The organism is Rheinheimera aquimaris (genome assembly GCF_020531985.1).
Taxonomy (GTDB): Bacteria; Pseudomonadota; Gammaproteobacteria; order Enterobacterales; family Alteromonadaceae; genus Alishewanella; species Alishewanella aquimaris.
Window position 1 is genome coordinate 773,103 of sequence record NZ_JAJAVQ010000001.1, and the last position, 22,457, is coordinate 795,559.

At 47.6% G+C, this 22,457-nt stretch carries 24 protein-coding genes; 5 read left to right on the top strand and 19 right to left on the bottom strand.

Annotation, left to right across the window (positions count from 1 at the left end; translation table 11 throughout):
* Positions 1-61: 61 nt before the first annotated feature.
* The 3 genes from LHL18_RS03485 to serA all read left to right on the top strand — a co-directional run bounded on the left by LHL18_RS03485 (position 62) and on the right by serA (position 2,876).
* Positions 62-670, top strand: a complete 609-nt coding sequence (locus LHL18_RS03485; protein ID WP_226765784.1) for a 5-formyltetrahydrofolate cyclo-ligase — start codon at positions 62-64, stop codon at positions 668-670.
* 230 nt (positions 671-900) lie between these two features.
* Complete coding sequence (gene rpiA, locus LHL18_RS03490; RefSeq protein WP_226765785.1) at positions 901-1,557, top strand: ribose-5-phosphate isomerase RpiA; 657 nt, start codon at positions 901-903, stop codon at positions 1,555-1,557.
* A gap of 92 nt (positions 1,558-1,649) precedes the next feature.
* Positions 1,650-2,876, top strand: a complete 1,227-nt coding sequence (gene serA, locus LHL18_RS03495) for a phosphoglycerate dehydrogenase (protein ID WP_226765786.1) — start codon at positions 1,650-1,652, stop codon at positions 2,874-2,876.
* Between the two features lie 163 nt (positions 2,877-3,039).
* On the opposite strand, the gene LHL18_RS03500 is transcribed toward serA, so the two are convergent.
* The 3 genes from LHL18_RS03500 to LHL18_RS03510 all read right to left on the bottom strand — a co-directional run bounded on the left by LHL18_RS03500 (position 3,040) and on the right by LHL18_RS03510 (position 4,351).
* On the bottom strand, positions 3,040-3,429 hold the full coding sequence (locus tag LHL18_RS03500; RefSeq protein ID WP_134053963.1) for a DUF2750 domain-containing protein: 390 nt from the start codon (positions 3,427-3,429) through the stop codon (positions 3,040-3,042).
* Between the two features lie 67 nt (positions 3,430-3,496).
* Positions 3,497-3,928, bottom strand: coding sequence for a YqaA family protein (locus LHL18_RS03505; RefSeq protein ID WP_226765787.1), 432 nt, complete (start codon positions 3,926-3,928; stop codon positions 3,497-3,499).
* Between the two features lie 3 nt (positions 3,929-3,931).
* On the bottom strand, positions 3,932-4,351 hold the full coding sequence (locus LHL18_RS03510) for an MAPEG family protein (RefSeq protein ID WP_226765788.1): 420 nt from the start codon (positions 4,349-4,351) through the stop codon (positions 3,932-3,934).
* Positions 4,352-4,490: 139 nt separating this feature from the next.
* Here LHL18_RS03510 and LHL18_RS03515 point away from each other — a divergent pair, with 139 nt between their 5' ends.
* Entirely contained in the window at positions 4,491-5,084 is a 594-nt protein-coding gene (locus tag LHL18_RS03515; protein WP_134053957.1) for a thymidine kinase, read from the top strand.
* Positions 5,085-5,087: 3 nt separating this feature from the next.
* Positions 5,088-6,104 (top strand): MJ1255/VC2487 family glycosyltransferase, encoded by a 1,017-nt coding sequence (locus LHL18_RS03520; protein WP_226765789.1) that lies wholly within the window; start codon positions 5,088-5,090, stop codon positions 6,102-6,104.
* A 32-nt stretch (positions 6,105-6,136) separates the two neighbouring features.
* On the opposite strand, the gene LHL18_RS03525 is transcribed toward LHL18_RS03520, so the two are convergent.
* The 16 genes from LHL18_RS03525 to LHL18_RS03600 form a co-directional block, all read right to left on the bottom strand.
* Positions 6,137-8,242 (bottom strand): YjbH domain-containing protein, encoded by a 2,106-nt coding sequence (locus LHL18_RS03525; protein WP_226765790.1) that lies wholly within the window; start codon positions 8,240-8,242, stop codon positions 6,137-6,139.
* A complete protein-coding gene (locus LHL18_RS03530; RefSeq protein ID WP_226765791.1) occupies positions 8,239-8,970 on the bottom strand; it encodes a capsule biosynthesis GfcC family protein in 732 nt (243 codons plus the stop codon). The genes LHL18_RS03525 and LHL18_RS03530 overlap by 4 nt, the downstream gene beginning before the upstream one ends.
* Positions 8,963-9,670: a YjbF family lipoprotein gene (locus LHL18_RS03535; RefSeq protein WP_226765792.1), complete on the bottom strand. Its 708-nt coding sequence runs from the start codon at positions 9,668-9,670 to the stop codon at positions 8,963-8,965. Before LHL18_RS03535 ends, LHL18_RS03530 begins: the two co-directional genes overlap by 8 nt.
* Positions 9,671-9,775: 105 nt before the next feature.
* The gene (locus tag LHL18_RS03540; protein ID WP_226765793.1) at positions 9,776-10,093 is read right to left on the bottom strand and encodes a hypothetical protein; all 318 of its coding nucleotides are present in this window, start codon (positions 10,091-10,093) and stop codon (positions 9,776-9,778) included.
* Positions 10,094-10,163: 70 nt separating this feature from the next.
* Positions 10,164-11,318, bottom strand: coding sequence for a polysaccharide pyruvyl transferase family protein (locus LHL18_RS03545; protein WP_226765794.1), 1,155 nt, complete (start codon positions 11,316-11,318; stop codon positions 10,164-10,166).
* Positions 11,319-12,392 carry a nitroreductase family protein gene (locus tag LHL18_RS03550; protein ID WP_226765795.1) on the bottom strand — a complete coding sequence of 358 codons (1,074 nt, stop codon included), beginning with the start codon at positions 12,390-12,392 and terminating at the stop codon, positions 11,319-11,321. It abuts the gene before it with no gap.
* Positions 12,393-12,480: 88 nt separating this feature from the next.
* Positions 12,481-13,806: a flippase gene (locus LHL18_RS03555; protein ID WP_226765796.1), complete on the bottom strand. Its 1,326-nt coding sequence runs from the start codon at positions 13,804-13,806 to the stop codon at positions 12,481-12,483.
* Between the two features lie 378 nt (positions 13,807-14,184).
* On the bottom strand, positions 14,185-15,666 hold the full coding sequence (locus tag LHL18_RS03560) for a hypothetical protein (RefSeq protein ID WP_226765797.1): 1,482 nt from the start codon (positions 15,664-15,666) through the stop codon (positions 14,185-14,187).
* Positions 15,667-15,820: 154 nt separating this feature from the next.
* Positions 15,821-17,629, bottom strand: coding sequence for a type II secretion system protein D (locus LHL18_RS03565; RefSeq protein WP_226765798.1), 1,809 nt, complete (start codon positions 17,627-17,629; stop codon positions 15,821-15,823).
* Positions 17,630-17,895: 266 nt separating this feature from the next.
* Complete coding sequence (locus LHL18_RS03570; RefSeq protein ID WP_226765799.1) at positions 17,896-18,417, bottom strand: hypothetical protein; 522 nt, start codon at positions 18,415-18,417, stop codon at positions 17,896-17,898.
* The gene (locus LHL18_RS03575; protein WP_226765800.1) at positions 18,414-18,965 is read right to left on the bottom strand and encodes a hypothetical protein; all 552 of its coding nucleotides are present in this window, start codon (positions 18,963-18,965) and stop codon (positions 18,414-18,416) included. The genes LHL18_RS03570 and LHL18_RS03575 overlap by 4 nt, the downstream gene beginning before the upstream one ends.
* Positions 18,952-20,112 (bottom strand): hypothetical protein, encoded by a 1,161-nt coding sequence (locus LHL18_RS03580; RefSeq protein WP_226765801.1) that lies wholly within the window; start codon positions 20,110-20,112, stop codon positions 18,952-18,954. The genes LHL18_RS03575 and LHL18_RS03580 overlap by 14 nt, the downstream gene beginning before the upstream one ends.
* Complete coding sequence (locus LHL18_RS03585) at positions 20,093-20,989, bottom strand: type II secretion system minor pseudopilin (RefSeq protein WP_226765802.1); 897 nt, start codon at positions 20,987-20,989, stop codon at positions 20,093-20,095. Before LHL18_RS03585 ends, LHL18_RS03580 begins: the two co-directional genes overlap by 20 nt.
* Positions 20,986-21,678 carry a PulJ/GspJ family protein gene (locus tag LHL18_RS03590; RefSeq protein WP_226765803.1) on the bottom strand — a complete coding sequence of 231 codons (693 nt, stop codon included), beginning with the start codon at positions 21,676-21,678 and terminating at the stop codon, positions 20,986-20,988. The genes LHL18_RS03585 and LHL18_RS03590 overlap by 4 nt, the downstream gene beginning before the upstream one ends.
* Positions 21,657-22,079 (bottom strand): type IV pilus modification PilV family protein, encoded by a 423-nt coding sequence (locus LHL18_RS03595; RefSeq protein WP_226765804.1) that lies wholly within the window; start codon positions 22,077-22,079, stop codon positions 21,657-21,659. The genes LHL18_RS03590 and LHL18_RS03595 overlap by 22 nt, the downstream gene beginning before the upstream one ends.
* A gap of 2 nt (positions 22,080-22,081) precedes the next feature.
* Positions 22,082-22,456 (bottom strand): type II secretion system protein, encoded by a 375-nt coding sequence (locus LHL18_RS03600; protein WP_134053923.1) that lies wholly within the window; start codon positions 22,454-22,456, stop codon positions 22,082-22,084.
* Between the last annotated feature and the right edge of the window lies 1 nt (position 22,457).

Genomic DNA, 22,457 nt, shown 5'->3' on the forward strand with positions numbered 1-22,457 from the left:
TTCATTCTGTTGCCATTCAGGCATACTGCAAAACAATTACCTGTTAGTGTTTTAAACCGCCGTGCACGATAATCAAAGTCAGCGCCTGCAATTACGTAAACTTATCCGTCAAAGACGCCAGCAGCTTAGCCCTGCCCAGCAACAACAAGCGGCCAATGATTTAGTCAGCCAGGCTTTAGCCTTGCCAGCGCTTAATAACAGCCAGCACATTGCTTTGTATCTGGCCAACGACAGCGAGCTGGACACTTTTCCACTAATACAAACACTGTGGCAGCAAGGTAAGCAGCTGTATCTGCCAGTGCTGCACCCTTTTGCCGCCGGTTACCTGTTGTTTGTGCGCTATGACCAGGATACATTGCTGTACCCTAACCGCTTTGGTATTCCCGAGCCGTTAGCAGAATGCCACCGGCTGCTGCCGGTGGACCAGCTGGACATCATTTTTACGCCTTTAGTGGCGTTTGATCTAAAAGGTAACCGCTTGGGGATGGGCGGCGGCTTTTATGATCGCACTTTGTCGCAGCTACCAACAAAAAGCCGAAGTAAGGTTATCGGCCTGGCGTATAACTGCCAGCAGGTAGATGCAGTACCCTGTGAAGCCTGGGATATTCCGCTAAATAAGGTTATTACGCCAGGTGAATATTTCGATTTTCGTTCAATGATTACACCTTAGCTAACGAAAGCAGGCCAGAAACGCGATCTGGTCGCCACAGAGTGTTTGAGCCCTGCCGCAGGCATAAGGGCGAGTTGCTGTGGCGAGCCAGAGGGCGTATTGTGGCCGGCAACACTTACACCTAACTCATGTCACTAAACAGTTTTCGCCTTTTTCCGCTTTTGCCCTTTTGTCGGCAGGGTCTTTCGATATAATATCCATCTGTATGGCTAAATGATTACGGACCTGCAATGACCCAAGATGAAATGAAAAAAAATGCTGCCTGGGCAGCACTGGAATATATCCCCCGCCACACTGTCGTTGGCGTTGGCACCGGCTCAACGGTGAATCATTTTATCGACGCATTAGCCAGCATTAAAACTGAAATAAAAGGCGCGGTATCAAGCTCAGAGCAGTCAACCATCAGGCTAAAAGCACTTGGCATAGCGGTGCTGGATCTTAACGACATCGACAGCTTCAGTGTGTATGTTGATGGTGCCGACGAAATTAATGCACAAAAGCATATGATTAAAGGCGGCGGCGCAGCGCTGACACGCGAAAAAATCGTCGCGGCCGTGGCAGAAAAATTTATCTGTATTGTGGATAGCACTAAACAGGTAGAAGTGTTGGGTAAGTTTCCGCTGCCGGTAGAAGTTATCCCGATGGCGGCGAGCCATGTCGCAAGACAGCTGAGCAAACTGGGCGGCAAGCCGGTATTGCGCCAGGGCGTCACTACCGACAATGGTAATGTGATTTTAGATGTGCATCAGCTAGCGATTACTGACCCTTTGCAGCTGGAGCAACAAATAAACAATATCGTCGGCGTGGTATGCAACGGCATTTTTGCCCAGCGCGGCGCTGATATGGTGCTGGTTGGCGCTGCCAGCGGCACCCAGGTTATCCGTTAACCGTACGGTTAGCCATTAAGAGGCCCACGAAAATACAATAATAATAACGATAACAATCTGATTTTATTTTTAATTTACTGAAGAGAAGTGACATGGAAAAATTTTCGCTGGCCAAAGACAAAATAAAAATACTGTTACTGGAAGGCTTGCACCAAAGTGCGGTGCAAACCTTTAAAAATCAGGGCTACAGCAATATCGAGTATCTAAAAACGTCCCTGCCGGAAGATGAGCTGATTGAGCGGATTAAAGATGCGCATTTTATCGGCATCCGCTCGCGCACCCAGTTAACCGACAAAGTGCTGGATGCTGCAGGTAAGCTGGTGGCCATCGGCTGTTTTTGTATCGGTACTAATCAGGTTGATTTAACTGCAGCATTAAAGCGGGCTATTCCGGTATTTAATGCACCGTTTTCGAACACCCGCTCGGTAGCCGAGCTGGTATTGGGCCAGATTATTATGCTGTTACGCGGTATTCCGCAGCGTAACGCAGCTGCCCATCGTGGTGAGTGGCAAAAAACCGCTAATAACTCGTTTGAAGCCCGCGGCAAAACGCTGGGTATTATCGGTTACGGCCATATCGGCACTCAGCTTAGCATCATGGCCGAGAACATCGGCATGCGGGTACAGTTTTATGATATCGAAGACAAGCTGGTGTTGGGTAACGCTACCCAGGTAGATTTCGGCACTTTGCTGAAAACCTCTGATGTGATAAGCCTGCATGTGCCCGAGACGCCACAAACACAAAATATGATTGGCGAAGCAGAACTGGCGCTGATGAAACAAGGCAGCATTTTAATTAATGCTTCCCGTGGCACCGTAGTCGATATTGACGCCCTGACCGGCGCGTTGCAAAGCAATAAACTGTCAGGCGCGGCAATAGACGTGTTCCCGGTGGAGCCTAAAGGCAATGATGAAGAGTTTATCTCGCCGCTGCGAGCCTTTGATAACGTGATCCTGACACCGCATATCGGCGGTTCAACTCAGGAAGCGCAGGAAAATATCGGCTTTGAAGTGGCCGGCAAACTGGTGAAATACAGCGACAACGGTTCAACGCTGTCGGCGGTTAATTTCCCGGAAGTATCGCTGCCTGAGCACAAAGGCCGTTCACGCTTGCTGCATATTCATAAAAACCAGCCTGGCGTGCTGACTAAAATCAACGATGCGTTCGCCAAACACAATATCAACATTGCCGGTCAATACCTGCAAACCAATGCCGATATCGGCTATGTGGTCATTGATATCGACTCAGACGATGTCGAGCAGGCACTGAATGAGCTAAGAGCCATACCAGGTACTTTGCGCGCCCGCGTGCTGCACTAAGCATCATCTGCAGAGAATAAAAAAGCCCGCGTTGCGGGCTTTTTGTTAATCGTTTTAGAACCACAATGTTCACACTGACACGCCGTGAACCCATCCATGGGGGCTCGTTTCCGCCCGTCCAGGGCTCCAACGGTCAGTTTAGAACACTCTGGTTCTTAGTCAGTTAATCTTCCTGCATTTCGTTAATCAGCGTCTCGGCCAGTTCATCCGGCAGTACCACTACGCCCGGGCCATCGGTATCCGGCAGTACCGCAATTGCCAGCTCGTCGCCATTTAAGCCTGATGTCCATTTGTCCAGCCAGGTATCTACGTCAACCGCCTGCGCTGTACAGTGTGACCACTCGCCCTCTATCCACTGCTCTGCCAGTTCTGCATGTGGCCAAACCGGGATGCAACGCTCATCTTCAGCGCTTACCAGTACAAAGCCTTCGTCATCTGTCAGGATCCAGATTTTTTCTAAATCGGCCACAGCCTGAATAAAGTAAGCGTAACGCTGTTCTGCATCTAACGCGGTGATACGGTTTAATTCTTCAGCAGTGAGTTGGTATTCCATGGTAGCTTCCCGTTATTCAGTCTTAATTGCGCTAATGATGACGGATCCGCAGCAGTTTTACCAATAATTATTCGGCAAATACTGCTACGCCAAACCATAGTAACAGCGCATAACGCAATGCTTTTCCGCTTGCGACTAGCAGTAAAAACAGCGTAAAACGCACTTTCAGCACGCCAGCGACCAGTGTCAGCGGATCACCAAGCACTGGCAGCCATGAAAACAGCAGGCTCCAACTACCAAACCGCTGAAACTGCCGCTGGGCTTTTTCCAGTGCGCCAGGCGACAGCGGAAACCAGCGTTTATGTTGAAACTTTACTAAATGCTGCCCCAGATACCAGTTAACACAAGCCCCCAATGTATTGCCGCTGGTTGCGGCAATAAATAACCCCCAGGGAGCGTAGCCTTTTGCCTGTAGCGTAAGTACTAAGGCTTCACTGGAGGCCGGAAATAACGTAGCGGCAATAAAACCGCTGGCAAAGAGTAAAAGATAGGCCGACACCGCTTACGCCAGCAGCGCCTGTATTATCAGCCGGATCCAGATTGCCCACAGCACAGCACAGCTGATTAAAAATACATTAAAGCGCAGCCGCACTTTATTACTGCCGGTATGAATAATGGTATGGGCAATACGTAGCGCGACATAAAGCCCACCTAAAACCACGTAAGCAATGTCAGCCAGCCCCAGCTGCAGCGTAAACAGCACGCTGAACATATACAGCATTGGCATTTGGAACTGATTGTCAAAGTTGCGGCTGGTGGCAATAACCTGCTCATTCGCACCGGTCAGGTTCATGGTTTTAAACGCGGAAATACTGATTTCTTTATTTTTGGCCGAGCGGATCCGGCGCCGCCCCATCAAAATCATCACAGCACTAGTCAGCAATACCTGTACAAAGACCGGTATCAGTATAAATTTTTCCATTATCAGCTCCTTATTTAATCCGGCGAAGCTTAAAGCAGTGCAGCAAAAGATGCCAGCGTCTTAATTTTGTCATATCCGGCCTTTATATTTTGCCTTGTGATGTTGTTATACTGCGTCGTCTTTATTATCAGGTGACGCCATGGCGCAATTATATTTTTATTATTCGGCAATGAATGCCGGTAAATCGACCTCGTTACTGCAAAGTGCTTATAACTATCAGGAAAGAGGTATGACAGTGGCTATTTATACTGCAGCGCTGGATAACCGCTTCGGTATAGGCAAAGTCAGCTCGCGCATTGGTCTGGCGATGGATGCACATATTTTTGACCCTGACTTTGATTTTGTTGCCCATATTACACAGTTAAAAGCACAAGGCAGGCTCGATTGTGTGCTGATTGATGAAGCGCAGTTTTTATCCAAAGCGCAGGTACGCCAGCTGACTGATGTGGTAGATGAATTAAGGGTGCCGGTACTGGCATTTGGTCTGCGTACTGATTTTCTCGGTGAAACCTTTGCCGGCAGCGAGGCGCTGTTGGCCTGGGCCGATAAACTGATAGAGCTGAAAACAATATGCCACTGCGGCCGTAAGGCGAACTTTGTCGTCAGGCTTGATGAAAATGGCCAGGCAGCGACGGCGGGCTCACAAGTGCAGATTGGCGGCAACGAAAGTTATGTATCAATGTGCCGTGCGCATTTTAAAGCGCTGGTATGGCAGGATAAACAAACGGAGTAGCTTATGAAAATTCTCTATGGCGTGCAGGCAACCGGTAATGGACATATCAGCAGAGCGCGCGCTATGGGGAAGTATCTGGCGGCCGCTGGCGTGCAGACAGATTATCTGTTTTCCGGCCGGCCGGCGGATCAACTGTTTGATATGCAGCAGTTTGGCCAGTATCAGGTAAAACGCGGTTTAACCTTTGTCACCCAGGCCGGTAAAGTGAACTACTGGCAAACTTTCTGGCAGGCTTCAGTCAGAACGCTGCAGCAGGACATCAAAGCACTGGATTTAAGCAGTTACGATCTGGTCCTAACCGATTTTGAGCCCATTACCGCGCATGCCGCCAGATTGCAGCACAAACGCAGCATAGCCTTTGGTCATCAGTATGCCTTTTTGCACAATATCCCCATGGAGCATGCCACCCCGATGACCCGACTGGTGTTTAAACACTTCGCTCCGGCCCAGTATCAACTTGGCCTGCACTGGCATCATTTTAATCAGCCTATACTACCGCCGATTATTGATGAAGAGCCACACGATGTTGCACAGAATGAGCAGCAGGTCTTGGTGTATCTGCCATTTGAAGATCAAAACCAGGTCGTCAATATGTTAAAGCCGCTAACAGAGTATCAGTTTAGCGTATATGGCCCCGGCCTTAGCAAAGCGACGCTGGGGCATATTCACACTCATCCACTGGCACTTAAGCCGTTTAAAACTGATTTAGCCAGCTGCAACTATGTGCTTAGCAATGCCGGTTTTGAGCTGATAAGCGAAGCGCTGCAATTGAAAAAACGTATTATGGTAAAACCGCTGCAGGGGCAGATGGAGCAACAATCCAACGCCCTCGCCTTACAGCAACTGCGACTGGCAACGCGCTCTGATACACTCAACAGCAGTATCGTCGCCAACTGGCTTGGCAGCCAAAGCAGCCAGCAGTTTGTGCACTATCCCAATGTGGCCAAAGCCATCTGTGACTGGCTGCTGGCAGACACGCCAACGGATGTCGCCACATTAAGTAAGCAGTTGTGGCAATAAAAAAAGGCGCGTTAAGCGCCTTTTTTTATTCGTTAATCATAAAACGGTGAGCGCTGCTCAGTCGCATCGATTAACGTCGATGGCCGGTTCAGCGGCTGGCCACCATCACGGGCAATCGGTACCCAAGGTAACCGGCCCCTGCCTTTTGATGGCCGAAGCGAGAATAAATCAAACGGGATAGACAGATAGAAACCTTTAGTAAAGCTGCCTTCACCGTATTCTTCAGACGACACATTGGTAAAGGCGGCATAAGCACCAACAACAATGCCACTGTCAAAACGCTTGGCAAAATCCACATTTACTCCTTTGTCTTTTGCCAAAAACTGACCAATGTTGAAGGTCAGCTGCGTATCAGGCAAAAACTCCGGTTTCCAGTAGATGTTAACGTGGCCGGTAAAGGTCTTATAGTCAAAAAAATCAAACTCGTTCTCGTACGAGCGCTGGCGAACGTAGTTAACGTCAAAACCTATCGCCAGGTTAGAATCTACCGGCCGGTACAACACTTCACCACCAACACCACCAAACATCGTCTCAAGATAACCGCCATAAGCCTGAGCGTAGACGTCAGGCAACACCTGGTCTTGCCACTGCAAATACAGGTTTTCCATCGACAAGGTGCTGCCGGTGACATATTCACGCATGTAAGTTCGCACCCTTGGCAACGGTGTCTGCTGCGCATCAACTGTGTAATTAAACTTATCAAAGTTCTCAAGTAAGGTTACCTTTGCGGTACCGTTCAACACCAGATTATTTGTCAAGCGGTAGCCGGCATTAGCAAAGACACCGGCCTGATACATATAAAACGCTTCCGGATTACCAAACGTCTGGATCCAGAACAGTTCAGAGCCAGCAAAGAAACCTGTCTGCGAAGGCGCTGAGCTATAGTCCAGTGTCTGCTGCTCAGGTGCCTGGCGTATATAAGTCGACTTTACCTCATGTTGTAGTGAGTCATAACGTGTTGCGGCAATAAATTGCTCTGCTTCAATCACCGTCTCAACCAACGGCAGGTTACCGCCATAGTTTACAACACGGTAGCGCTTGATATGTGCCGGTACTTCGGTTGCCAGCACCCGCCCAATGCGCTCTATCGCCTCGTCGTGATCGCGGTAGGCCAGTTGTTGGCCGTAGATCACAAATTCGTCATCGGTCATATGGGCTGTTTGTAAAGCAAAACCTGCCTCATGCAGTAAGGCTTTGGGCAACGCATCGCGGTCAGTGATCTCGGTGCGGGTAATTTGCTCAGGTATAGTGCGCAGCGCAGGCTTCACTTTGTACTGGCTGACAGTGTGTAAATTCATTTTATAGTGCACACCAAAGCCTAAGGTATTACCCCGTTGGTAATTCAGATCAAAATCGAAGTTACCCCATTGATACACTGCACCGAAGTTCCAGCTGGAATCCTGTGCCAGTGCACCGGCGAAATCCTGCTGATAATCATTACCTTCATATTCCAGCTTCAGCCGCAACGGTTGCCAGGGGGTCTGGTACTCAATGCCGCCAAATAAAGACGCCGGCCCTTTAAAAAACTGATCATAATCAATTTTCCCGCCGCGGCCGTTATACCCCTCCGGTCGCTGGCAGAAGCTGTCTTTCAGCTCACAAAACGGGTTAGTAATATTGCCGCTATTTCCAAGGTAGCCCCAGCCGATGCCCAAATGAAAATCGAAGTTCTGCCACTTCTTACTTAAGGTGACAAACTCACTTTCAAATAAACCTGTACCACCAAAATCGCGAATGCCCAGAGAAACCTGTGGCAGATAAGTTGATTCCTGCAACAGCCGGAATTTGACGTCAATACCCTTATCTTTATAAGTTTGGTCACCGCTAAAGTTAGGGTCATCGCTGTACAGACGGTTTCGTACATCGGTATAGCGCACCGTTGATTCCATCCAGTCGAATAGCTGAATGCTAACCGACCATAGTCGGTATTCTTCATTATCGGTATAATTCATCGACAAATTGCCGGCGGGTGCCATGCGTGCCGTTGGCGTTTGAATAAGCCCAACCCCACCGTGCGCCATCTGAGAAACACCGGCCGGGCTTTGCTGCCAACGGCTACCTTCAGCAGCGTGTACTGCACAAGATGCAACTGCCAGTGTTATTAAAGATAAAGAAAAAGGGATACGAAACACTGTCATGGCAGGATCCTGTGAACAGCCAGTTGCTGCAGCAATGTATTTAACGTGGAAAAGCGCTGATCTAACATCGGCTCGGTAAATAATACTAGCAGCTGTGCGCCGGGCATGGCCTCGGTATTGCTGCGGTTAAAGTAGCTGATACCCGCCTTGATAACACGGCCATCAGGTTGCACTATTGCCAGCTGCTCACTATCAGCACCAGGCGTCATCTTTATGCTGGCAGTATAGGCCGCCACATCACTGGCCCCCAGATGTGGCACACTGACCTCACGCCTTACCGCCCCACCGACAAAAACTGTGTTCGGTCTGCGCTGCAATACCAGGCGGTAACTGCCAGTATCAAACCGCGGGTTAAGTGCCGGAACAACAGTCGCCGCATCATAATCCACGCGCATATTGACACGATCAGCTAATTGCCATTGGTTTACCTGTGCCTGCAATAACGCCAGACTATCCCGCAGCTGCGCATCGTCAGATTGCTGTGCCAGTTCAGTTGCCAGTGCCAGTAATTGCTGGCGCAGCTTTTCTGCCCGTTGCGTGTCGGTGCGGTATAAGGCAGCAGCCGACCAATACCAGTTCTGCTGCAATGCATGAGGCTTTAATACTTCAGCCAAGCGGGGATTATCCGTGTAGCTGTAGCGTTGCCCGTTTATGTCAACATTCACTTCTGCATGGCTGACACCACAACATAACAACAGCGCTGCCGCTGCAATCATAGCTTTACTCATCAGAAGCTCCTGTTGTTACTGCGGGCAACAAACGTGCAATGCGGCTGATATAAGTCATCTCAAACGGCTCTGCTACCGGCGAAAGCTGCTGCACACTTTTAATTAAGGTGCCGCTGGCGCTATCGAACCAGAAACTGTTGTGCCAGCTATTGTCAAAGCGAATAAAGTTGCTGTCGCTGTCGTAGCTGAGTTGTTCAGTAATAAGTGTGGTGTTTATACTCTGACCAAAAAAAGATAATGACTGATTAGCCTGAACCGTAAAACGGGATTTAATCAGATATCCGTACTCACCATTTTGCCAATCGGCCAGGCGCAGCCATTCGCTGGCCGGGTTTATCGTTTTGTAATCGCGGATCTGATCATTCTGAGTATTGCTAACATAAAGCAAATCATTTTCGAAGCCGGCAGTACGCACTACCCGCCCCTGTTCCATAATCAGCAAAGCATTATCAGCCGACACCCATTTGTGCTGACCGGCCTCCAGGCGTAACAATGCCATCGCTGCGACTGCGCGCTCGCCATGACGCACATAGAGCAAATCTGATGGTGCCGCTTTCACCTGCTGCAGGCTTAAATTGACATCATCATTGCTGCTAAAAGCCAGTTTCAGCGTATCAAGGTAAGAATGGTATGTACCGGCACAACCGGTAAGCGCCAGCAGTATACTGCCGCCAATAAGCTGTTTTATCGCTGTTTTCACAAATGAAGGCTCACTTTCCGCTATTAAACCGCTTTACCCCGGGGGCAGGTAAAGCATGCAGCAATAAAAAAGCCGCCAGCAGGCGGCTTTTTAACACTTAAAAACTTACTGTACGCTTGCTGCGTAGGTGTAAGTAGCTGTTGCAGTAGTAGAACCGGTACCGGTTACAACAACACCTGTACAAACACCATTAACCGGTGAGCCGTCACCTGAATTACACACCAGAACCTCTTCTTCTGGACCTGTTACAGAAGAGCCACGGTTGTTAGAGATGATAGCTGCAGCTACTGCTACGCCAACCACACCAGCGGCTACAGTAGAAGTGGCAACACCACCGATAGTACCTTCACCACCAGCAGCTTCCTGAGCGTTTACGTTAACAGCAAAAGCTAATGCTGCTGCAGCAACTAATAATTTTTTCATAACCATTCCTTAAATACGTTTCGCCAAAATTTATCCAAGACTATACCAAAATACAACCAAACATCAAGCACTAAATATTTAACTTCTGGTTGATAACTGCTTCAACCTGCTGCCAAAGCTGTTCGCTTTGCAGCTTCAACGCTGCACGTTTTTCTGCAAGCTGCTGGTTATCGATATTGTTGATAGCCCATTGCAACTTTTGCAACAACTGCTCAGACGTTATATCGGCAGACAGTAACGCTTCGCTCTGACCATACTCATCAAACAAACGCTCATATTTATGGCTCCAGCTGGTACCCAGGCAAGGCACGCCCTGTGATAAGGCACTGACGCAGCCGTGAAACCTTGAGCAAATAACGGCTTTGCTGGCACCGATAATACCTTTGACTTTAAGCGGGTCGGCTTCATTTATTATTTCTATACTGCTGTCGCTCTGTTGCACCGACTGACAAATAGCGCCATCTGCATCACCTTCATGATTTAACAACGCCGGCTCCAGCCCCAGTTGCCGGATAACCTTAACGGCACTGTGCAGCAGCGGCAGATAATGCGGTTGCCATTCACTGCGCTGGTTGCGTGCGCTTACCATATTGGCATTGGGTATGATTAATACTTTGCGCTGGCCTTCACTGTAACAAGCAGGTATCACACCCTGCACCAGATTAGTAAAGTCGCCAAAACGGACTAGCTGGTTTATATCGCCGGTTAAATCACGCACATGCTGTAAACTACTCTCTTCCCGGGCACAAATTAGCGCCGCTAGCGGTAAGGCTTGTTTTAGTTGTTGCCGCTCAGCTGCACGGCCAAAAGGCCCAAGCGCCTGGGGCAGCAGAATATAGGGCTTTCCCATAGCCGCAAAATGGTGCAATTCTGCCGACAAAAATGCCGAGTTTGCCTGCGGCCACTGATCGCCATAGGCAAAGCCCGATGCATCAAGCACAACATCAATATCAGCCGCAAATACCAGGCCCAGATTATCGCGTAACCAGCGTCGCAGCGGTTTTGGTATAAACCGGCTAAAGCGATTCAAATCAATACGGCCTTTTCGAAGCGGCACTCTTTGCAACGCCGCCAATCTGGCCCGGGCAGCATAGGGGGAGTTCGGATTAGGTGCTAACACTAACTGGGCATTCGGCCAGTGACGCTGCAGTTGTTGCAACACAGCATGTAACATCAGCTCGGCACCTTTGTTGACGAACTGCACACCTTTAACTTCAATCAACATTCAGGATAAATCCTTAATCAACAGCTCAACCGGCTTCTTCTGCGAGTAAGGCACGCCACCTTCTGGCATGGCGTAGCCGGTTGCCAGTAACATCACAGGGCGCTGCCAGTAATCCAGGCGAAGTTTCTGTGCCATTGCCTGCTCACGCTCTTCTACATCCGGCCAGTTTATCGGGCAACTCTGCAACCCTAAGCTTTCCAGCGCTAACATCAGCTGCATACTGGCCAGCGCAGCATCGATATAGATCACATGCCGGTCGCGCTCTGCTTCATAGGCACTCAAATCCCCCACTACGACTATCAAACAGGGAATATTCTCGGCAAAACCCACTGTGCCCATGGCACAGCTGGCAATATCTGCGGCTTTTTCAGCATTATTAACCAGATAAAACTGATACGGCTGGCGGTTACAGGCTGTAGGGGCCAGCGCAGCTGCCTGAATAGCCTGCTGCAGCAGCTCGGTTTCAACCGGTTTTTGCTGATACCAACGCACAGACCGCCGGCGCTGAAACAGTGTAAGTAACTGCTGATAGCTTACCGGATTCTCCGGCAGCGTATGGTGAGCATAAGGTACTGCCGCTTTTGCGGTGGGTTCTGATGGCGCCACATGGCTGGAAGCAGTAAATTGGCTGCGGGCAACCGCTATTACGTTATTGTCCTGCACTACAGCAAAGTATTCGCTCAGTACATCAGTTGCCCACTTCAGCTCCTGCTGGCACAGCTGGCCCTGGTTTAAAGCCGCGTTATAGGCCTTAACAGTTTCACCTATATACGCTTCTGCAAACACCGGTTTACGCGGGCGCATGATCAAACCTTTCTCCAGGCGATGGATATTACGCCGAAGCGCCGCACTGCTATTGCCTGGTGTGACTTTACGCTTTGCGTACTGCAATCGCCCCTGCAACACCGCTTTGTGTTCACGATAGAACTGCCGGCTAAATAAGGTGAAGTAAACGGAAGACAGCAAGCCGTTATGGGCACAAAAACGCACCAAGGCCAGCTCTGTAACAGCAAGACAATATTTTATGCGTTGGCGTAATGCCACTGGCAACCAACTAACCAACCTGGTTCTCATGCGTTGCGCACTCTTATTCTGTATTGGCGGCATAAAATAGCATATAAGCAATTGCCGCCGTTAATACAAAAGTACAACCGGTCATCCACTACTTACTGCCGGCCTCTGGCGCACGGGCACGCAACAACTGCCATAACTGGCTGCGGGTACTACGTGCAAAAAACAAAAAGAAAAACGAGGCATACGCATAAGATATCAATGTGGCCCAGGCCGCCCCCGTAATACCCATAACCGGAATAAGCCATAAATTCAGGCCAATATTCAGTACAGCCCCTATGCCATGACTCAACAGCGATAATGGCTCTTGCTCTGTGATCAACAAATGCTGGCTAATCAGGTAACGAACAAACACAAAACAGCCCGCCCAGATATGAATACGCAGTACATCAATAGCACTGGCAAAGCCATCGCCAAACAACAGGCTGATTATCCAGGGTGCACTGACAGACATCACCACGGCGATAGCCAGGGCGGAGGAGAAAAATAATATGGCGTAACGACGCAACTTCAGGTAATAAGGTGTCCAGCCCTGCTGGTGCGTTTTGATCATATCCGGGTAGTAGCGTGCCGCCAGTGTTGCGGGAAACACATACCAAAGCTCAGACAGCCTGCTGGCAGCAGCATAAATACCGGCCTGCTCAGTACCAGCCATAGCACCTAGCATCACAATATCTATCTTCAGGTAAATGACTGACACAATGCCCGACAGCCACAACCAGGATGAACGCTTTAATAGCAGCTTAGCCTGAGCGGCATTAAACCAACGCGGGTGATACCCCGGCCAGCGGCCCTCGCCCTCTTTATATGGCAAATGCTTATGGCGGTATAACCAGTACTGCGCCATGCCGACGATAAAAAACTCTACACCGGTTAACAATAGCAAACTGGCGATACCAAAGCCGCTATATAGCAGCGCCAGTTTACAGGCAAAACTCAACAGCGAAATGATAGATTTAGCGTAAGCGCTGCTTCTGAATGTGCCCTGATAGTTAAGGTAAAACTCAAACAGCAAAAACCCAAAAAACATTTGCAGCAAAAATAACACAGGTATCGCTATCGCGTTGTTGCCGCTTAGCATACTGGGATAGAGCAAATAAAACGCCAGCAGCATAATACCGCCGCCCAGCAAACCGAATACCAGCCGCAGCGTTACGGCACTGTATAGCATGGTCATAGCGTCATGGCCGCTATCATGCTTTACCATTTGACGCACAACGATATTGTTAAGCCCCAGGCTGGTAATCGGTACTAGAAATGCGCTCCAGGCCATAACAATAGAGTAAATACCTAACTCGCTGGCCCCCAATATCCGCGCGACAAAAATCGTAAGAATGGCGCCAGCGCCCAGTTTTACCAGTTTATCGCCCAGCATAGCCGTTGCCCGGGCATAGAAGAGTTTTTTAAGTAGCTTCAAGTGAGACCTTAATCAGAATACGTTAGCTAATTTGACAGAACTATATCACAGCTAACTTAACAGAAGCCTGACAAGCTGATACAACAATCGTATATCGAAGCAAATACAATATCTAACCCTGACCTTTGGTCAGAGCGGAATAACAGGCAAAAAAAAGCCCAAGGTTAATTGGGCTTAAAGTGTTTCATTTCAATGAATTCGGCTTTACTGCTGTCCGCTTTGAAGTATACGCGGTTAGCATAAATAAAGCTGCAAAATTTTCTGACAAAAACAAGTTATTTTAAATAAATACTGTTTTATCAGTTACTCAGCTTTCTATAAATATAAAAAGCGGGCATAAAGCCCGCTTTGATTTTCTAGAACAATATGCTTTGTAGATTAATCTACGTTAGCACCTTTAACTTGTACTTTAGAGTCGTTATTTACGATAGCGCGCTCTGAAGTAGTATTGTCAGTGTAAGCAGCATAAACCAGTACGTCGTTCTCAGGTACGTTAGTAGTAACCTGGAAAGAGAACTTAGTAACAGTAGCTGGTGAACCACCTAAAGCAGCTAACAGAGCTGGAGCAACAGAAGTTACTGAACCTGCTTTAGAAGTACCTGCTGGGTAGTTAGAAGCAATCACTGAACCGTCTTCTGCGAAGATATCCAGAGTGATGCTACCATCTTTATTGCCGTGGTTAGTTACGTTAGCAATGATACCGAAACGGCTGCCACCTACTACCATATATGGAACGCGAACTTGTGAACCGTTCAGAGTCCAAGCACCAGCATCTTTAGGACCAACAACCAGAGTTTGTGCGGTGCCTGCAGTGTAGTTGATAGTATTAGTCACAGTGTAAGAGCTAGCTGGGATAGCAGCTGGGGCCTTAGCACCTAAACCTTGACGAACATCAAATGTAACAGTTACTGGAGTAGCAGGAGTATCAGTACAAGTAAATGTCATGCTATCTACAGTGAAAGTAACACCAGTTGCAGCGTCAGTTGCACCAGTACAGCCAGCGATAGATGCAGCTGCAGCGTTAGCCTGAATACCAGCAGTAGTAGTGTTGCTATCAACTACCCAAGAGAAATCACCATTTACTACGTATTTAGAAGAAACGTAAGTAACTGGGTTCAGGAAGTTAACCGCAGCAAGAGGGCCAGTACCGTCTGGATCATAAGTTGCGTTCTGAGCAACAGTTACGCCCAAATCATCAGTAAATGTAGCACCAGTGAAGCTTAAACGACTGTCATTTACATCAACAACAGCATCTAACTTAGTAACAGCTGTAGAGAACTCAGATGCAGTGTAAACCAGTTTGAAGCTTGATTTAGTGCCAGCATCAATAGTAACGCCATTTGCAGTTTGCGCAGCGTAAGATACTGATAAACCATTAAGCAACTTAGATGCAGTAGCAGCAAAGTTAGCGCCTGCAGCGATTGTAAACTTCTGACCTACAGTAGTTAAAGCTGCAGACACTTCAGTTACACGGTAAGTTACAGATGTAGCATCTGAACTTAACAGACCTAAAGTTACTGTTGCACCTGCTACGTTTGCTGCTGGAGTACCGTCAGCGTTCAGAGTATCAGAAGAGGTAACAGTTGTTTTGAACTGAGTAGCAGCAATAGCGTCAGCTGAGAAAGTGAACTTAATGATATCACCAACAGCGTATTCAGCACCTAATGTAACTTCCAGATTTTCACGAGGAATATTAACTGTAGTTGCTGTATTTGACAGGCGCTCAGTTGAGAACGCAATTGCAGTGCTGTCATCAACGATATTGACTGCAGCAGCTGCATTCAGAGAGAAACCAGCAACTGCAGCAGCCAGTAACGTCTTTTTAAAAGTAGTCTTCATTAGAACTATCTCCAATTTCATGAAATTGAAACACATCGGCGTCTTGCCTTAGTTTCTTGTTTTAGTAAGAAAGTGGGTCGACCCAAATTCTTACACGTATTCTATTACCGAAACAGCGTTTGTCAACGCAAAATTTTTACTTATTCGTCGTTAAGTTGTTTTTATTGCTTAAAATTTAGTCCTGCAGTTTAAGGTGTTGTAAACCACTGTCCAGTTTGCTCTTTATCTGCAACCAATGATCAGGCTGATCTATTACTCTTGGCGTAATAAGAATGATTAGTTCAGTTTTACTCGTGCTGTCTTTCTGACCACGGAATAAAGCGCCTAAACCTGGAATATCCCCAAGCAGTGGAACCTTAGTATTTGATTTTGATGTATTTTCAGAAATGAGCCCACCCAACATAATAGTCTGGCCACTTTGTGCTAATACTTCAGTCTTCAAACTACGCTCAAAAATAGCCGGGCTACCGGCAAAGGTTCCCCCTTCTGTTGTATTAGAGATCTTCTGATCGATCTCCAACACCACCAAGCCCTGAGCATTTATTGTCGGCGTAACAGATAGCGATACACCAGTTTTTCGGTACTCTACATTTGTTGTTTGTGTTTCTGTGCCTGGATTAATACTGGTGCTACCGGCAGTGGGTACGTCGGTACCTACATTAATACTGGCATTCACACCGTCCCTTACAACCAAAGTAGGGTTAGATAGCACATTAACCTTAGTTTTAGACGCTTTCAGATTTGCCAACAGCTCTTTGCCAATGTCTACATAGGATAAACGTAAGCCGCCGAATTCACTAACGCCAAAAGCACCTTTGGTGCTGTAGCCAAATTTACCGTTTTGAATCGCAAACTCCAATCCCATAGACAGCTCATCAGTTAACGTAACTTCTGCAATGGTTGCTTCAAGTAGTATTTGCTTGGGCATAATGTCTAAACGCCTGATCATCGGTAGTAATGACTGATAGCGAATGCCAGAGGTGTAAAAGATTATAGTGTTGGAGCGCTCATCTACAGTCATAGTGATATCTTCACTCGACACCGTCATTGACTGCTTGGTGCTATTACCGCGCGACCTGGAGTTTTGGGTTTGTGGCGTTTCACTATTAAAAGCACTGGCGGTGTCGCGGCTTTGATTACCAGAGCTGTTTACCATGCCACCAGCCTGTGGGTTTATCAGTGGAGCCACTGATGCTCCCAGATCAGTGGCTCTGGCAAATCGTGGGTGAAAAATATAATAACGCTTTTGCGCACCCTCACTCGGCTTATCAAGTTGCTTAGCCCAGTAATCAACCCGTTCAATATATAACGGCTCGCTGCCAAACAGGGCTACAGCACCAATTTGCTCCAAGGGAACCAGAACTATGTTAGATTTTGGGTTAGCTCCGCTGTCAGTGGCGATTCCCTCCGACATTAATAGCCGGCTTACTTTGTCGATGAACTCGTCAGGGCTAACGTAAGTCAATCTCAAAATACCAACATTGCGACCGCGGCTGGCAGGCATATCGAGCAAGTCAATCAAATCTAAAGCCCGCAAAATTTCGGACCGCTCTGCTTTGATAAATAGCATGTTTTTCTCGAAGTCTGGCGTTATAGTGGCATTAACCAACTCTCTTAACGTGCGTTCCAGACTTATATTCATACCATATTTAATAGGCACGATTTGCATCACTTGCCCTACTACCTGCGGTACATCCTGAGGATTACGTCCTATACCAATAGCCGTAGATGAGGATTTATCGCCCTGCTTAGAATGAACGAAGTAGGTATTGTCGCGCAAAGAAATGGCGATGCCGTTACTATCCAGAATTTGTGCACTGAGTAGATATAACTTACGGCTGGATACCGATTGCTGTAAGTTTAATGTCACTGGTTGTTGTAATGTAGAGATACCATCTGCAACAACGTAATTCAGCTTCAGAATGTCACCAAGCACCGAGTGAATAAATTGCTCTGCAGGTATTTTGTCAGCAGCGAAACTCACTTGATCTGTGTTGCTAAGTGAGCTGGCAGCAGCCTCCTGACTTCTTAAAACTGCCTTATCGCTCTGTAAGCTGCGAAGTGCTGTATATCCCTGATCGTTCGGTACTGAGTTTTGCACCTCAGCTTCGTCGGACGAAAGTATCGGTCCAGCTTCTCCAGCCGCCAGTCTGGAAGAATGTACCCTGTAACTGTCATCATTCAAAGCACAACTAGATAGCAAGGCGCTAGCAGTTATCGCGGCGATCAATCTGTTTAAATTATTCATAGTTACTTCACGCTCTTATACTTTTCATCAGGAACCGCGGAATTGGGATTAAATAATTGCAACTGAACCTGCTCAGCACCATGCTGAAGCACTATATGCCGATGGTTAATATCTGTAAGCTCGATTCCATTAATATCAGCCCCCTCAGTCAATTGCACATACGTTATCGGCGTTCCTATGTGCTGCAAAGCCAAAACAGCAGTTGGTTGTTGCCGCTGATATATTGCCAGTAAAGCCACCGTTGTATCGCCAAGTACGGTTTTATCAAAATTGGCCAGGGCGGCGTTATTCGTCTGTTCTGTTTCATTTGCATCGCTGTCTGCCGGAATACGCCACTGAGCGATCGTCGACTGCAGCGCTTGCGGTTGATAAGGAACGCCCTGTGGCAGAACAGAGAGTGTAGGAATACTCAAAGACCGCTGCTCATCATGAGACGGCACATATACTGCACTTAAAAAATGCACAAGGCACAATGCGCCGGTTATTAACGCTGTTAGCAGCACCGGTTTATATGCAGCTTTCACGACGCCTCCTGCAGCAGATAGTCTGCTTCAAACAACAACGTTAATTCGATTTCGCTATGCTGATTTAATGCTCCGCGCCAGCTGGCTTTAATGTCCCGAAACATAAAATGCGGGAATTGCTGTTCTATTTGGGTGTGCAGCAGCATAACGTTAGCCGCAGTGCCTTTTACACGCAGTGAAACCCTACTGCGCTGCAGATTAAAAACCTGCAAGGGCGTGTCGCTCAGCCAATCGAAAAAGGTTACTGAAGCGCCTTGTGCAGTGGCCAGTTTTTGCAGTTGTTGCTGCAACTGTAACCTGTATTGTGAACTATTGGCCACCACCGGAAAGGGTTGCAATAACTGGTCAAGGTATTGCTGTTGTTCAGTCTGTAATAACGCTAATTTTTGCTTCTGCTGCAGTAATGCTTCAGAACGCTGCAAACGTTTGGTTAATGCATCTAGCTGCTGATATTGCGCCTGTTGTTGTTGCTGTAGCGGAACAAGTACAAAGCGGGCAAGCACGAGTATCGCCAAAATAGTGAGCAGCAAAGGCTTATTCCGTAACATCACTGCCCTCCGCCTGCTGCGCAATAGGCTGTTCCTGTTGTTGCACCAACAATATACTGATAACAAAAGCATCTTTGTCACGATCACGTCTTACTGGTGCGTCAAAACGTGCATCTGTTACTACATTTGAAGCCTGCAGGGTAGTAAGTACAGATGTTGCCTGGTCTGCTTTACCGCGAATGACTATACGCTCAGACTGGCTGGCAATGTCCTGCAGCTGAACACTGCTATCGTTCTGTAATAATGGCAAGACTATCTGCCAAACATGCGCAGTAAATTGCTTGTTTTCACGCAGTGCACGCAAGGTGTCTACATCATCACTGATCTTTTGCACGCTCTGCTGTATATCAAGTAACTGATTAACACTGCCACCCAACTCAGCGAGCTGATCTTTTCTGTTATCGATCAACACACTGTAATATGCGGTTACCAGGACAATATAAAGCAATAATGAGACCGCAGCAGTAATAGCTATGGCTTTAAACGGCAACTGTATTTGTTTAACCTGAGGCCTGACTAAAACAGCCAGTTTTGCAATAACAAACACTGAGTTCGCCAGTGCCTGTACTAACTTATTAGCATAACTGTCAGCATCAACATGTTTTAGCGCTACCTGATCAGGTATGCCGTTGTTTAGTGCAAAGCTTGTAACATCTGGACAAAAAGCACCAATTTGCTGTGATACAGGAACCGCCGCTGCACTATATAAAAAATAACGGGCAAAGCTATCGCATTGATAAATAGCATTGTCCGACTTCAGTGCATGCCAAAGTAACAACGATTCCGGGATCAACAACGTTAAACGGCTAAATTGCTGCAAGGTGTCCGGGTGGATCACAATGGTACAGACTGAGCGACGTTGATCCTGCTCTGGCCCGATATAATGTAAAACACCAGCTTGCGGATATTCGGTATGCAATATTTGTTTCAGCTCGCTTAACTGCGCAACAGGATATAGGTGAATAAACTCCTGATAGTGATTGCGCGCTAAAACCACCACCGAGCCACAACTTTCTGAAGGCTTCAGCGTATACCCATCGCCACTGAAGCTAAAACGGAATGCCGTTTTATGCCAATAGCTTATATTCTTCTGCAGTAACCACCGCATAGGCTTAGTGGTTAACTGTTTAATTAAGTGAAACTGCATTCATAATATCCGTTGGCGGGGTTCGCATGCGATATTCGTAAATATCAAAAGGTTGCTTTTGATATGGCATAAGCCGAAAAGTCATTTCGCGACTTAGTCTAACATCGCCATTTTGTACTGTGAAGTTTATTCTATAGCCCGGCCCGGTGCTAAACCGGTCAAACTCGTCAACTACCCTACCTGTTACTGTTTCATATAACTGGCTGGTTAACTGCCCTTTTTCACGCGCGAGAAGTAATTCTTTATAGGCAGTATCGTCAAGACTTAATTGCCATAGCGCATCAGGTTGCTGGTTCAGATTCACGCCTTGAGGAAACAACGTCAGTAGTGGCCGGATATGTTGAAACAGCTCCGGTGTCACCCCCTTAACAAACAGCCACTCTTCTATGTACTGTATTGGTGAGTTACGAATAAAGCCTTCTGCATAATCTTGTTGCTCTGCACCATCAAGACGGGGCAAGTTATCTTTATCCTGCCAATCAGCCAACGCAGCAGCGAGCTGCCTGCCAAGAGCTGACGGGCCTCCATAACGCTCTGCAAAGCGAGTAAGCAGGAACTCAGGCGGACTTGCCGCGTTAAGCAGGCCAGACGTATCCTGAACAATCAGTTCAACGCCATTAAACTCAAAAGGCTGGCCATGAAAGTTCCATTGCTGCAGGCCCTCACTCTGATGCATTAGTGCTGGCTGCGTACTCAACATGGTGAATAGTATTTCGGCCTCGGCACTTTGTAATGCCATATTCGCAAAAGTGTAGTCCCGTACAGCTTGTGCCAGTTTTAAATGTTGTCTGGCCTGGTGATGCATCGAAAGCAGCATAACAGTGAGTATTGTGCTAAGCAGCAAAACCTGAATTAGTGCAATTCCTTTTTGCTTCATACCGGGTTCTCATAGTCAGCCAACGCATTAATGCGATTACGGTTGGCGATATCAAACTGCAAGCGGAAGTCACCTAGCTGTATTAACAACTTTTCCGGATGTAATCGCTTGACCAACGCATCATACTCATCGAACCATTGCGGTGCTTTAGATATAGCAACGTCAACATCGCCAGATGCGGCCATTTGGGTCGCCTGACTGTCCCAGCCATAATAAGCAAAAGACAAAGACGGTAAATCATCTGCAATGACTGCCCGATAACTAAAAGGCAAGACCTGATCGGCGTCTTTGAGCACGGTATTTACCAGTGATGCTTCTTCATACACCAACCTAAAACGGCCATTATCATTAAGCTCACGAAATACCCGGATAACCGCAGGTGAACCAGTTTGATGAATAGGAGCATAAGTTACCGCAGTAAAACCTTCTTCACGCCCAAGAAAGTAATATGCCCTTCCTCCGTGGTTGGTAACAGACAGCGGCAAAGTAGCCTGAATGGCGTCGAGCAATAATTCGGTGCCACGGAATGCCTGATAGCGCTGCTCTACTTTGGATAAATCACGTTTCCAGCTGTCAGTGTAAAGCTGATAGGCCGTAGCCGCTAACACCAGCATCATAAGCATGATGCTCATAGCGATTAACAACTCTATCAAAGTGAAGCCGGCTCTTAAACGCCCATAGGCAGCCATGCCAGCTCCTTAAATTCAAGTTGCTCTGTCCTGCCCTGATATTCAAGCTGTAATTTTACCAACAACAGAAGAAAGCGCTCAGGCGGTGCAATAACGCTGCCGCTATTAAAGTCGAACTGCTCAGGGGCTGAACCACGCTTAATCACTTCTGCTTGCCAGGAGAACCCGACACCGTTTAGCTGCCCGCTACCACTGCGTGCGGTTTCCGGGTTATCTCTGATTTGCTGACGCACCGACAGTGCTATCATGCGGGCAGGCTGCAACGTAGCGATAAGCCGCTCAGCTGATGCACTGTTACTTCGCAAAGAACTGATGGTCACAGATGCAAGACTAAGCGCTGCGAATAAGATAACCGCCGCTATCAGCACTTCAATTAATGTCAGGCCTGACTGTCGGTTCACGGCTACCCCTTCAGCGCAAGATGTTCTGTCCGGTTCAGCGTTTTTATTTCAATGGACTTAGTTGCTGTAAAACCATTGGCATTAAAATGCAGCGTTTGAAGAGGAAAAAAAATGTATTCAAAGCTAAGCACGATTTCTTCGCTGCCTATTCGCCTGCTAAGCTGCTTACCCTCGAACACAAATTGAATCGACTGGCCACGTAAGAAAGCGACTTTTGCACTGTCGTTGATATACTGCTCAGCTTCAGCAAATTCAGCTGCGGCTTTGGTTTTATCTACCTGAGATATCATCAAAGGTGCAACCAGAGTCAGCACTGTCGTCATAATCGCTATAACGACTAACAACTCAATTAAAGTGAACCCCTTGCGTGTCTGCATA

Bases quoted from the DNA above. Each gene is read 5' to 3' on its own strand.
- LHL18_RS03520 (WP_226765789.1), top strand. From the start codon at position 5,088: ATGAAAATTCTCTATGGCGTGCAGGCAACCGGTAATGGACATATCAGC.
- rpiA (WP_226765785.1), top strand. From the start codon at position 901: ATGACCCAAGATGAAATGAAAAAAAATGCTGCCTGGGCAGCACTGGAA.
- LHL18_RS03580 (WP_226765801.1), bottom strand. From the start codon at position 20,112: ATGCAGTTTCACTTAATTAAACAGTTAACCACTAAGCCTATGCGGTGG.
- LHL18_RS03525 (WP_226765790.1), bottom strand. From the start codon at position 8,242: ATGACAGTGTTTCGTATCCCTTTTTCTTTATCTTTAATAACACTGGCA.
- LHL18_RS03500 (WP_134053963.1), bottom strand. From the start codon at position 3,429: ATGGAATACCAACTCACTGCTGAAGAATTAAACCGTATCACCGCGTTA.
- LHL18_RS03550 (WP_226765795.1), bottom strand. From the start codon at position 12,392: ATGAGAACCAGGTTGGTTAGTTGGTTGCCAGTGGCATTACGCCAACGC.
- serA (WP_226765786.1), top strand. From the start codon at position 1,650: ATGGAAAAATTTTCGCTGGCCAAAGACAAAATAAAAATACTGTTACTG.
- LHL18_RS03545 (WP_226765794.1), bottom strand. From the start codon at position 11,318: ATGTTGATTGAAGTTAAAGGTGTGCAGTTCGTCAACAAAGGTGCCGAG.
- LHL18_RS03560 (WP_226765797.1), bottom strand. From the start codon at position 15,666: ATGAAATTGGAGATAGTTCTAATGAAGACTACTTTTAAAAAGACGTTA.
- LHL18_RS03530 (WP_226765791.1), bottom strand. From the start codon at position 8,970: ATGAGTAAAGCTATGATTGCAGCGGCAGCGCTGTTGTTATGTTGTGGT.
- LHL18_RS03540 (WP_226765793.1), bottom strand. From the start codon at position 10,093: ATGAAAAAATTATTAGTTGCTGCAGCAGCATTAGCTTTTGCTGTTAAC.
- LHL18_RS03590 (WP_226765803.1), bottom strand. From the start codon at position 21,678: ATGGCTGCCTATGGGCGTTTAAGAGCCGGCTTCACTTTGATAGAGTTG.
- LHL18_RS03575 (WP_226765800.1), bottom strand. From the start codon at position 18,965: ATGTTACGGAATAAGCCTTTGCTGCTCACTATTTTGGCGATACTCGTG.
- LHL18_RS03585 (WP_226765802.1), bottom strand. From the start codon at position 20,989: ATGAAGCAAAAAGGAATTGCACTAATTCAGGTTTTGCTGCTTAGCACA.
- LHL18_RS03600 (WP_134053923.1), bottom strand. From the start codon at position 22,456: ATGCAGACACGCAAGGGGTTCACTTTAATTGAGTTGTTAGTCGTTATA.
- LHL18_RS03515 (WP_134053957.1), top strand. From the start codon at position 4,491: ATGGCGCAATTATATTTTTATTATTCGGCAATGAATGCCGGTAAATCG.
- LHL18_RS03510 (WP_226765788.1), bottom strand. From the start codon at position 4,351: ATGGAAAAATTTATACTGATACCGGTCTTTGTACAGGTATTGCTGACT.